This window comes from Myxococcus vastator (genome assembly GCF_010894475.1).
GTDB lineage: Bacteria > Myxococcota > Myxococcia > Myxococcales > Myxococcaceae > Myxococcus > Myxococcus vastator.
In genome coordinates this window covers 1-10,906 of sequence record NZ_JAAIYB010000291.1, presented here as the reverse complement: position 1 = coordinate 10,906, position 10,906 = coordinate 1, and the positions used below count along the sequence as shown (strand labels likewise).

The 10,906-nt window shown below is 69.8% G+C and carries 7 protein-coding genes; 5 read left to right on the top strand and 2 right to left on the bottom strand.

What is annotated here, in order from left to right; all coding sequences use genetic code 11:
* Positions 1-181: 181 nt before the first annotated feature.
* The 4 genes from G4D87_RS25020 (at position 182) to G4D87_RS25005 (ending at position 6,898) form a co-directional block, all read left to right on the top strand.
* Entirely contained in the window at positions 182-1,537 is a 1,356-nt protein-coding gene (locus G4D87_RS25020; RefSeq protein ID WP_240358582.1) for an FAD-binding oxidoreductase, read from the top strand.
* A 100-nt stretch (positions 1,538-1,637) separates the two neighbouring features.
* The gene (locus tag G4D87_RS25015; protein WP_163784730.1) at positions 1,638-2,822 is read left to right on the top strand and encodes a class I SAM-dependent methyltransferase; all 1,185 of its coding nucleotides are present in this window, start codon (positions 1,638-1,640) and stop codon (positions 2,820-2,822) included.
* Between the two features lie 150 nt (positions 2,823-2,972).
* A complete protein-coding gene (locus tag G4D87_RS25010) occupies positions 2,973-5,147 on the top strand; it encodes a methyl-accepting chemotaxis protein (protein ID WP_163784729.1) in 2,175 nt (724 codons plus the stop codon).
* Positions 5,148-5,479: 332 nt separating this feature from the next.
* Entirely contained in the window at positions 5,480-6,898 is a 1,419-nt protein-coding gene (locus tag G4D87_RS25005; RefSeq protein ID WP_240358581.1) for a Vgb family protein, read from the top strand.
* Between the two features lie 91 nt (positions 6,899-6,989).
* Here the strand turns inward: G4D87_RS25005 and G4D87_RS25000 are convergent, their stop codons facing one another.
* Positions 6,990-9,395 (bottom strand): helicase-related protein, encoded by a 2,406-nt coding sequence (locus G4D87_RS25000; RefSeq protein WP_163784727.1) that lies wholly within the window; start codon positions 9,393-9,395, stop codon positions 6,990-6,992.
* A gap of 69 nt (positions 9,396-9,464) precedes the next feature.
* The gene (locus tag G4D87_RS24995) at positions 9,465-10,442 is read right to left on the bottom strand and encodes an NADP-dependent oxidoreductase (RefSeq protein WP_240358580.1); all 978 of its coding nucleotides are present in this window, start codon (positions 10,440-10,442) and stop codon (positions 9,465-9,467) included.
* A 260-nt stretch (positions 10,443-10,702) separates the two neighbouring features.
* Here G4D87_RS24995 and G4D87_RS24990 point away from each other — a divergent pair, with 260 nt between their 5' ends.
* Entirely contained in the window at positions 10,703-10,885 is a 183-nt protein-coding gene (locus G4D87_RS24990; RefSeq protein ID WP_240358579.1) for a hypothetical protein, read from the top strand.
* Positions 10,886-10,906: the final 21 nt, after the last annotated feature.

Sequence of the window (10,906 nt, the reverse complement as noted above, 5' to 3'; positions counted from 1 at the left end):
GCCGTGAGCGCTCCTCCGCGCTCGCCAGGCGTCCCTAGCTTGGCTGTAGGGGGCCTTTCCCATCACCGGCCCCACGGAGGAGAAAGCCATGCCCCTGGACCCTCGAAGTGAGCCTGCGCGAACAGGCGAAGGACGACCGCCCGGGCTGCCCCCAGGCCGGGTCAAGCAGCTACGGGCCCGCTTGCGCGGCCGGCTCGTGGGCCCCGAGGACGCGGACTACGAGGAGTACAGCCGCGTCTACAACGCCATGATTCACAAGCGGCCGGCGCTGATTGCCCGGTGCGCCGACGTGGCGGACGTCCTCGCGGCGGTGGAGTTCGCGCGCGAGCAGGGCCTCATGCTCGCGGTCCGTGGGGGTGGGCACAACGGTGCCGGCCTGGGCACCTGCGACGGAGGGCTCGTCGTCGACCTGTCGCTCATGCGCGGCGTCCGGGTCGCCCCAGATTCGGGCACCGTGCGTGTGGCGGGAGGCTGCGTCTGGGGCGAGGTGGACCATGCCACGCACGCCTTCGGGCTCGCCGTTCCCTCGGGAATCATCTCCACCACGGGCGTGGGTGGCCTCACCCTGGGGGGCGGCCTGGGCCACCTCACGCGCCGCTACGGCCTCACCATCGACAGCCTGCTCGGCGTGGACATGGTGCTGGCGGACGGGCGCTTCGTCACCGCGAACGCCGAACAGCACCCGGACCTGTTCTGGGCCGTGCGCGGCGGCGGCGGCAACTTCGGCGTCGTCACGTCCTTCCTCTTCCAGGCCCACCCGGTGGACACCCTCCTGGGAGGTCCAACGCTCTGGCCGCTGGAGCGCGCCGAGGAGGTGATGCGGTGGTACCGCGAGTTCATCGCCACCGCGCCCGAGACACTCACCGGCTTCTTCGCCTTCATGGTCGTCCCGCCCGCGGCGCCCTTCCCGCCCCACCTCCACTTGCAGAAGATGTGCGCGGTGGTGTGGTGCTACACCGGAGACCCGGCCCAGGCCGATGCGCTCTTCAAGCCCGTGCGCGCCATGGGCCCCGCGCTCGACGGCGTGCAGACCCTGCCCTACCCCGCGCTGCAGAGCATGTTCGATGCGCTCTATCCACCGGGCCTCCAGTGGTACTGGCGCGCGGACTTCGTGCGGGAGCTGGGGGACGAAGCCATCTCTCGGCACGTGGCGTTCGCCCACCGCCTGCCCACGATGCACTCCACCATGCACCTCTATCCCATCGACGGCGCGGTGCACCGGGTGGCGTCAGGCGACACCGCCTTCAGCTTCCGGGACGCGCGGTGGGCGGAGGTCATCGTCGGAGTGGACCCCGCTCCCGCCAAGGCCGGGGACATCACCGCCTGGACGAAGGACTACTGGGAAGCCCTGCATCCCTACTCCGCGGGCGGCGCCTACGTGAACTTCCTCATGGACGAGGGCCAGGCGCGCGTCCAGGCGACGTACCAGGACAACTACGCCAGGCTGGTGGAGGTAAAGGACCGCTACGACCCGGACAACCTTTTCCGCGTGAACCAGAACATCCGCCCCAGCAGCGGCGCGCCGCTTCGCCATTAAGCCACCATTCCCTCGCGCCCTCGCTCGCCCGGAGCGGCCTCGGTTGGTACCTTCCGTGCCCGCGAGTTCGCTCCACCCCCCATCGCGAGGAGAATGCAGCATGGCAACGGGCTTCGAGGCTTACAGGATGGAGGACCCCACGCTCCTGGCGGGCGTGAAAGAGGCCCTGCTGCAATCCTACTTCGCGGACTTCGACCCGGGCTTTCTCAAGACGCCGGCGGGGCAGTCGGACATCGCGGACCACGTGGATGGCCGGTACAACCGCTGCGTTGACCACGTGCTGCCCTGGCTCGCGAGGTACGCGCAGCTGGGCAAGGCGGACATCGTCGAGCTGGGCTGCGGCACGGGCTCCAGCACCGCGGCCTTCGCTCAGGTCGCCCGCCATGTCACGGGGTACGACATCCACGCGCCCTCCGTGCGCGCGGCCGAAAGCCGCATGAAGGCCCTGGGATTGCGCAACGTCGCCATGAGCGTCGTGGAGCCCGCGCGGTTGCTGGAGACCCTGAAGCAGGAGAACCCCAACGGCGCTGACGTCTTCGTGCTGTACGCGGTGCTCGAACATCAGACGCCCGCCGAGCGCCTGGAGACGCTCCGCACCGGGTGGGAGCTGCTGCGGCCGGGAGGCCTGCTCGTCGTCGTGGATACGCCCAACCGGCTCGTGTACTTCGACGCGCACACGTCCCTGATGCCGTTCTTCCACTTCCTGCCCCCGGAGCTCGGGTGGCCATACGCCTCGCGCTCCCCTCGTGAGAACTTCCGCGAGGCCATGGCGCAGGTGTCCGCCGAAGACGCCCCCATGCTGCTGACCCGATGGGGCCTGGGCGTCAGCCACCATGAGCTCGAGCTGGCACTGGGGGACATCGACTCCGTGCTGGTGGGGACGGGCTTCGAGCCGGAGGTGCTCGACATGTTCCCCGTCACACTCGACGAAGAGCTGCTGCGTCTGTACGTGGAGAAGAGCGGCGCTCGCGTGCCCCTGGCGTTCACCCGGAACACGCTCAACTTCGTCCTGCGCAAGGGCGACAACGCCGACCTCATCGCCCGCCAGCCTCCGCCGCCTCCGGTGCGATACCTCGTCGACGAGACATCCCACGCGGCCCAGGCGCAACGCATCCACGCGCTGGAACAGCGCGTCCGGGAGCTGGAAGCACACATCGCCACCCCGCCCCTGCGGCACCAGCTCGCCGATAAACTCAACGGCGCCCTCAAACAGACGGCCCTTCACCGTCAGGCCCGGAAGCTCGTCGAGTGGTCGGTGGACCGCGTCAAGCGCGGCGCGCGCTGAGCCCTGGCGACGAAGCCCGTGAAACACAATATCCTGGCAATTCAGCACCCGGGAATCACCGACTGTCGATGAAACACATACGGACAGAGGTCGAGCGGCCGAGCGGGGTGAAGCAGACCCATTTTACAGGAGCGTCCCCCGCACCCGAGGATGGACGCATCCATGCGTCACCTCCGCATTCCGACTCACGCGCCGGCGCTTCACGTCTCCTCCGGTGTTTCACCTGTCTCACCTGCCGTCGCACGCCTGTCTTCACGACGCGCGTCGTGGTGCTGGGTGCTGCCGTTCCTCCTGATACTCTCCACCTCCGCGTGGGCGGACACGGGACGGCCCGGCGTCGACTTGAACGAGGGCTGGCGATACCGCTGGGGAGACTCCCCGCCGGGCCCCGCCGACGTGCCAGCCTGGGCCCTGGAGTCTGGGGATGAGCAGGCGTGGCAGCCCGTGGCGCCCCTCCGCGAGCCGCCGGGCCGGGGCGCGCGCAACTTCCTCTGGCTGAGCATCCCCATTCCCCAGGAGCGGTGGCTGGAACCCGCGCTCTACCTGGGCACGGTGGCCAGTGCCTTCGAGGTCTACGCCAACGGCCAGCGCGTCTACACGAGCGGGCGGCTGAATCCCTCGGGCACGGAGGAGACAGACAACCTCGCGTGGCGGCTCATTCCCCTGCCACCCACGGTGGAAGGCACGCGCCTGCTGCTGCGAATCCAGAGCAGCGGCCCGCTCATCGGCGTGGGAGGCGCGGCCCGGGTGGGGGCGCACCATCAACTGCTCGCGACGGTGACGCGCACGGGCCTGGCGCCCTTCGTCATGGGCGTGCTGCTGTTCATCATCGCCGGTGCCGCCGCCGTGGGCGCCCTGGTGCGGCGCCAGGCGCAAATGCTCCTGCCGCTCACGCTCTTCGCGGGCGGCTCGGCGGCCATGCTGCTGGGCACGAGCGGCCTGATTCCCGCGCTCTGGGGTGCCTATCTGCAGGGAAGCCAGCTCACGTTGGTGGGCTCGTACTGCATCCTGCCCGCGCTCGCCTGGTTCATCTCCGACAGCGTCCTGGAGAACCGGATGCGCTGGTTCCGTTGGAGCGCCTGGGCCACCTGCGTGCCGGCCGCCGTTCAGGTCATCATCGTGATGGCCGACCTGGGGCTGGCGCAGCGGTACCTTGGCCTCTTCGTCGTCTATTCGGTCCCCTGCCTGCTCGGGTGCGTCATCGTCGCGGGTATCTCGGCGTGGCGAGGCAACCCCGACGCGCGAATCTTCTCCATGGGCCTGGGCGTGTTCTTCGGTGTCGTCCTCCACACCACGCTGCCGGTGCTCGGCCTGGTGGAGTCCACGGGCTCGCTCATGCACTGGGGCTTCGTGGCGCTCACGCTCTCGCTGGTGGGCATCGTCGTCCGCCGCTCGGCGTTGATGGTGCGCGCGCTCGAGTCGCACACGCGTCAACTCGAGGAGCGGCGCCATGAGGTGAAGCGGCTCGCCCAGGACATGGGGAGCGGCGCCGGCGAGCTGGCCACGGTGGCGCAACAACTGCGCACGTCCAGCGAGGTGCAGACGGCGGGTGTCAGCCGGCAGGCCGCGGCGCTCCGGGAGGTGGAGCAGACGGTCCAGGAAATCCGGCAGGGCTCCCTGGTGACGGCGGACAAGGCGCGCCTGCTCGCGGGCTCCATTGAGACCGCGGAGGAGGCGGGGCGCGACGGCGGCGCGGCCATCACCCGCACGTTGACCAACCTGGAAGCCATCCGCCAGGAGGTCTCCGAGATGGCGAGCAGCATCCTCGCGCTGGACACGCGCACCCGTGAAATCTCCAGCATCGTGGACACCGTGAAGGGCCTGGCGGACCAATCCAATATGCTGGCCATCAACGCCGCCATCGAGGCCGCGCGCAGCGGGGAGCACGGCCGGGGCTTTGGCGTCGTGTCGCGCGAGGTCCGCAGCCTCGCCGACCAGTCCATCCTGGCGACCCACCGCATCCGCGAGGTGCTCGACGGCGTGAGCCTGAGCATGCGGGAGACGGCGAAGATGAGTGAACAGGGTGAGCAGCGCGTGAAGGCGAGCCTGGACGCGGTGCGCGTCTCCGGCGCCCAGCTCCAGCGGCTCACGGCCATCATCGACGACACCGGCACCAGCGTGCGGCAAATCTCCGCGGCGGTGGCGCAGCAGGACGCGGGCACCTCCCAGATTGCCCTGGCCATCCAGGAGCTGTCCGCGCAGATGCAGCACACGCTGCGCACCGTCGAGGAGACGCAAAGGGTGTCAGGCGCGGTGCAAACGCTGGCGGAGAACATGGCCGGCACGGCGCGCATCGCGCTCGAGGCGGGCACGCTCGATGACTGAGCATGCCCCGTAGCGCGCCATGGCCTGGCGACACGCCGCTGTCGCCGCATGCCACGGAACACGCGCGCCTCCGACCTCAGCGGACGCAGAGGGTAGGCCCGGCGCCCGAGCCCCTGCCTGGCCCACCCCGCGCATGAAGCGGCGCATCCCGGAATACCGGCTCCGGCTCGCCGGGCATTGAAGCGTCCTGCGCACGGATGCGTGGAGCCCTCCCAGTCAATGGCCGCCCCTCCGCCGTGTCCTCACCCTGGCCTCGCGTCAAAGGGAGGCGGCTCATGAAGGGTTGGCGGCTGGGTTGTGCAGCACTCGCGGCGTGGTGGTGGGTTGGGTGCATGGGCGGACCCGACGAGCAGGCAGACAGCTTCGGGGAACAGGAGACGTCGGAGTCCGTCGAACAGGGAAGCGTCGAAGCGCAGTGGAAGGACGCGGAGCAGAAAGTCTATTCAGAGAACTTCGGACGAGGCGCGGGCCCCGAGTGGAGCCACCGCACCGTGTCCCGGACGACGAAGGGCGAACGAAAGTTCCTGGGGCCCTTCAGCGAGCAGGAAGTCACGCTCAGCCTGACCAGCCTGCCGGACCATGACGAGGTCGAGGTCCAGCTGGAGCTGTTCGTCTTCAAGCCACGGGACGGTCACGCCGCGACGTGGGGGCCGGACCGCTGGGTCGCCAGCGTGGACAACGGTCCCGTCCTGCTGGATGCCACCTTCTCCAATGACGCCGCGCCGCGCGACGCACGCCACGGCAACCGTGAGTACACCATCCATCCCCTGTCCTTCACCTTCCGGCACACCGGAGAGCGGCTGACACTCCGCTTCGCGGACTCGAATCGAGGCGAGTCCAAGAAACGGTGGGGCCTGGACTCGGTGAAGGTGAAGGTCCGGAAGAAGGTGGGCGACCTGCTGGTCAGCAACAACGTGGACAGCAGCGTGCTGCGCTACGACGGGAAGACGGGCGCCTTCGTGGGCGTCTTCATCCCGTCTGGCGCCGGCGGGCTCGACAATCCGCAGGAGCTCCTCTACGGCCCCGACGGCAAACTCTACATCGCCAGCTTCACCAGCAGGGAGGTGCTGCGCTACGACGGGAAGACGGGCGCCTTCATCGACGTCTTCGTGCCCGAGGGCAGTGGCGGGCTGGGCTTCCCCGGAGGCCTCGTCTTCGGCCCTGATGGCAACTTGTATGTCGCCGACAGCTTTGGCGGCACCAACAGCGTGCTGCGCTATGACGGGACGACGGGCGCCTTCATCGACGTGTTCGCTTCGGGCGGCGGACTGTTCGTTCCCCAGAAGATGGCGTTCGACAAGCAGGGGAACCTGTTCGTCGTCAGCATCCTCGGCAACAACGTGGTGCGCTACGACGAGAATGGCGCGCCCTTCCCCGCGGCCGGACAGCCCGGCGCCATCCTCATCCCAGACATCGAGTCAGTGACGATTGCCATTGGCAAGGACCACAAGCTCTACGTTGGCACCACGCCCGGAGATGACGTCCTGCGCTTCAACGCCAGGACGGGCGCCTTCATTGACGTCTTCGCCGAGCCGGGGAGCGCTGGACTGGTTGACTACGTGGACATGGAGTTCGGTCCCGATGGCAACCTGTACATCCCGGACTTCCTCCCGGCCTCGGTGTTTCGCTTCAGCGGGAAGACGGGGAACTTCATTGACGTCTTCGTGCCGGCTGGAGCCGGCACCGGTGCGGCCACCCTGACGTTCATGCCCTCGCAGCGAAAGAAGCCGCATGGGTACGAAGCGGACTGAGCGCCGCCAGCACCCGAAGGCTGGCGGGGCGTGTCGGTTCGGGGGGCGGGCCTGAGGCGTTGTCGGGTGTTTGCGATTCCGTGAGGAGCCCTCATGACTCCGAGGGGCCGTCTCGAAGCTCCGGCGCCTTCCGGTGCGCGCCGCGCTCGCCAGCCGCGGACGCGGCGCCGCCACGTCGACGACGGCGGCGGCGCGGCGGAGGGTTTCCAGCGGCGCCTCCCAGCTCGCGCAGCACCCGCGCCCGGACTCCACCCTCCAGGCGGAGCTCCTGCATGAGCGCCTGCGCCTGCCGGCCTCCGTTCGGATGGCGCAGGGCCTCGCACAGCCGCTCGACGATGTCGATGCGCAGCGCCACGCTCCCCAGCACCTCGTACCCGTAGGCCCGCGCGTCCCGGCGGTCCAGCTCGGAGCGCTGAAGCACGGGCTCTCGTGGCACCCCGGTGGGAGCTGGCCGCTGGAGGAACAACGACGTCAGCATGCAGCGCCGCTCCAGCGCATGCGGGGTGAGGGCCTCCGCGACATAGACGAAGCGGTGTCCCTCGCGGACGCCTTGCTCCATCAAGCGCGCGTGGGCCTCCTCATCCAGCAGTCGCCACTGCTCATGCGCCTCGCCTCGCGTAATCACGCCCAGGCCCTCGGACAGGCGGTACGCGAGCCCACGCGCCGCCGCGTTGCGCCCCGCGCCGGAGAAGGACTCGGCGGGAAAGCCGCCCATGGCCTCGGTGACGAGGTCCCGCGCCAGCGCCAGCAGTCGCCGCTCCAGCCGCTGCCGCGCGCCGCCCGTCCAGACCTCCGGCTCCGCCAGCGCCAGCAAAGGGGAGCGGCGATCCGTCCCGCGAACGAGCCGCGCCAGGGGCTCGCCTTCGAAGGAGATGGCGCCCGTCGCATCCACCTGGAAGGCGTCATGGCCCGCGTCCACCACCCGCTGGACGAACTGCTCCTCCGTCATCGCGAAGCCCTCGGCGCCCGGCAGCTCCTCCAGCAGCTGCCCCAGCCTGGCGAAGGGGCTGGCCGAACCGGACGGAGGCCGCGCGGTGGCCTTCACGAAGCGCCGCGTGCTGCGCCTCGCGGCGCGCTGCACGAAGCGCTCGACGAGCCGCTCATGGAGCGCGTCTCCCAGCGCATCCTCGATGCCGCGCGTCCGCTCCTGCCAGTGCTCCGCCTCGTGCAACCACCCCGGCCGATGGCTGATGTACGTCCAGATGCGGATGGCCGCCAGCCGGTCCATCAGCGTGTGGAGGTCTCCGGACACGTCGTCGAGCGGCGCCACCTGCCTGTTCAGCCAGGCGGCGTCCAGCTTCCCGTCCCCCGCGGTGAGCTGCAGGAAGGTCTCACGCAGCAACGCGACATGCTGGCCGAAGAGCCCCTTGCGGAAGTCGGGTATCTGGCAGACCTGCCACAGCAGCTCCACCATGGCCGGCCCGGTCGCCACGTCCTGGATGGCCGGGACACGCGAGAGGTCCTTGAGCGCATCGAAGTCATCCGCGCGCTCCACCCGGATGAAGGCCGTGTGGCCCGGCGCGCGCGCCAATGAGTCCAGCAGGGCCTCCGGGCTCGAGAAGTCGAGCGCGGCATTGCGCCAGATGAGGCTCCGGACCGCCGGGAAGCGGTGCGTCTCGATGGCGGAGACCACCCGCGGCGACAGCTCCGGCAGCGTGTTCAGCGTGCCGAAGCTCCCGTCGTTCAAGTGACGTCCGGCGCGGCCCGCGATCTGCGCCAGCTCGTCCGGGTAGAGCTCCCGCTGGTCGGCGCCGTCGAACTTGGACAGCGCGGCAAAGGCCACGTGGTTGAGGTCCAGGTTCAGCCCCATGCCAATGGCATCCGTGGCCACCAGGTACTGCACCTCTCCAGACTGGTACATCGCCACCTGGGCGTTGCGCGTCCGGGGAGACAGCGCGCCCAGCACCACGGCCACGCCGCCCCGGAGGCGCCGGAGCGATTCGGCCAGCTCATAGACGCGGTCCGCGGAGAACGCGACCACCGCCGACCGGGGCGGGAGGCTCTTCAGGGAGCGATGCCCCGCATACCGAAGCTGCGACAGCCGGGTGGCGCGCTTCACCGACGCATGGGGGATGAGCGTCTGGACCATGGGCCGCATCGTGTCCGCGCCCAGGAACCAGGTCTCCTTGCGTCCCCGGGCGTGGAGCAGCCGATCCGTGAAGACGTGCCCGCGCTCGCGGTGAGCGGCGAGCTGGATTTCATCCACCGCGAGGAAGTCGACGGGCCTGTCGGTCGGCATCGCCTCGACGGTGCAAATCCAGTAGTCGGGGCGCGGGGGCACGCGCTTCTCCTCCCCCGTCATCAGCGCCACGCGGCCCTCGCCCACCCGAGCGGTCACCCGGTCGTAGACTTCACGGGCGAGCAGGCGGAGCGGCAACCCCATGATGCCCGAGCCGTGCTCGAGCATCCGCTCGATGGCTCTGTAGGTCTTCCCCGTGTTCGTGGGCCCCAGCTCCGCCACGACGACGGACGACCGGCTGGACGGGCTGGAGTTCATCCACGGATTCTAACCTCGGCCGGGCCCCTCCGCCCGGCTCCCAAATGGGAGATTCCCGGAGCCGGCGGCTCAGTGAATGCGCAGGGCCAGCTTGCCCAGATGGTGCTTGCTGGCGGCTTCGAGCGCGCGGCCCGCCTCGTCCAGCCGGTACACCTGGAAGACCTCGACATGGAAGGGCGCTGCTTCGATGAGCCGGTTGAGGCGCGTGAGGACCTCTGCGTTCGACTCGCCATTGTAGGACGTCAGCTTGACGCCCTCGGGGGCCCGCGGCTCCGGCTCCACGCCATGCGGGTAGGCGATGTGGCCTCCCTTCTTCACGGCTTGCAGCGCCGGCTCCCGGCCCTCTCCGCCCGCGAGCACCAGCGCCGCGTCGAGCCCGTCCGGCGCGAAGTCCCGAATCGCCTTCGCCACGTCCTCACCACCCCGCCCGTCCACCGCCTTCTCCGCGCCCAGGCGCTTCACCAACGCCACGCCGTCCGGCCCCGAGGCCACCGCCAGGACCCGCGCCCCCAGACGGCTGGCGAGCTGCACCGCCAGATGGCCCACGCCGCCGCTCGCGCCGTACACCAGCAGCGACATGCCCTGACGAACGTTCAGCGCGTCCTGCACGCCCTGAAGCGCGGTGATGCCGTCCGCCGCCAGGACGCCCGCCTGTTCCGCGCTCAAGCCCTTGGGCACGAGCGCCGTGTTTTCGGCCTTCACCACCGCGTACTCGGCGAAGAACCCGCCCTTGTCGTTGAGGAAGCCGGAGCCGTACACCCGGTCGCCCACCTGACGGATTTTGACGCCCTCGCCCACCGCCACGATGGTGCCGGCCCCATCCGTCCCCAGCACGTAGGGGAAGGACGACTTGCCGGGCTTGAGCGACTCCATCTCACCCTCGCGCTCCGCGGCGTCCCAGCTGCCGACGCCCGCGGTCTCCACCTGGATGAGCACCTCACCCGGGCCGACGGGTGGAACGGCCACCGTCTTCATGCCCAGCACCTCTGGCCCACCGAAGCGGTCGATGGCGGCGGCCTTCATCTGCAACGGAATGGATGTCTTCATGGCGGCTCCTCGCGGGCGGTGTGCACACGCCCCGACAGGGTTCTTCCGGAGCGTGGGCATGCTCCCCGCGAAATGCAGAGGACACCCACGGCGCCGCGAACCGGGGGCCGCATGCCTGCCCCTCCGGCACCCGGTCCGAGGAGCAGCGACCCACGCAGGAAGCCCCCTCCAGACCGCGAAATCATGGGATAGGTACGTTCGTCCATACCGCCAGCGGCACCGTGAGGCCTCGTACCTCCTGCCGCATTCCCGGAGACCCCGTGGCGCCCCGTAGAGATGACCCCGCGCGCAGGGCTCGTGCTCGCGGCCGCGCCGTGCTGGAGCGGTTCGTCGAAGCCAGGATGGCGCACGAGCGCGACGCCTTGATTGAGCGGCTGTTCATCCACATCAGCCTCGACCTGCCCCGGGACGGCGTGCGCCACCTTCTCTCGCTCGCCCCCTGACCCGCCATGCCGCCCTCCACC

Excerpts from the sequence above, each read along its gene's own strand:
- G4D87_RS25015 (WP_163784730.1), top strand. The coding sequence starts at position 1,638 with ATGGCAACGGGCTTCGAGGCTTACAGGATGGAGGACCCCACGCTCCTG.
- G4D87_RS25010 (WP_163784729.1), top strand. The coding sequence starts at position 2,973 with ATGGACGCATCCATGCGTCACCTCCGCATTCCGACTCACGCGCCGGCG.
- G4D87_RS25005 (WP_240358581.1), top strand. The coding sequence starts at position 5,480 with ATGGGCGGACCCGACGAGCAGGCAGACAGCTTCGGGGAACAGGAGACG.
- G4D87_RS25000 (WP_163784727.1), bottom strand. The coding sequence starts at position 9,395 with ATGAACTCCAGCCCGTCCAGCCGGTCGTCCGTCGTCGTGGCGGAGCTG.
- G4D87_RS24995 (WP_240358580.1), bottom strand. The coding sequence starts at position 10,442 with ATGAAGACATCCATTCCGTTGCAGATGAAGGCCGCCGCCATCGACCGC.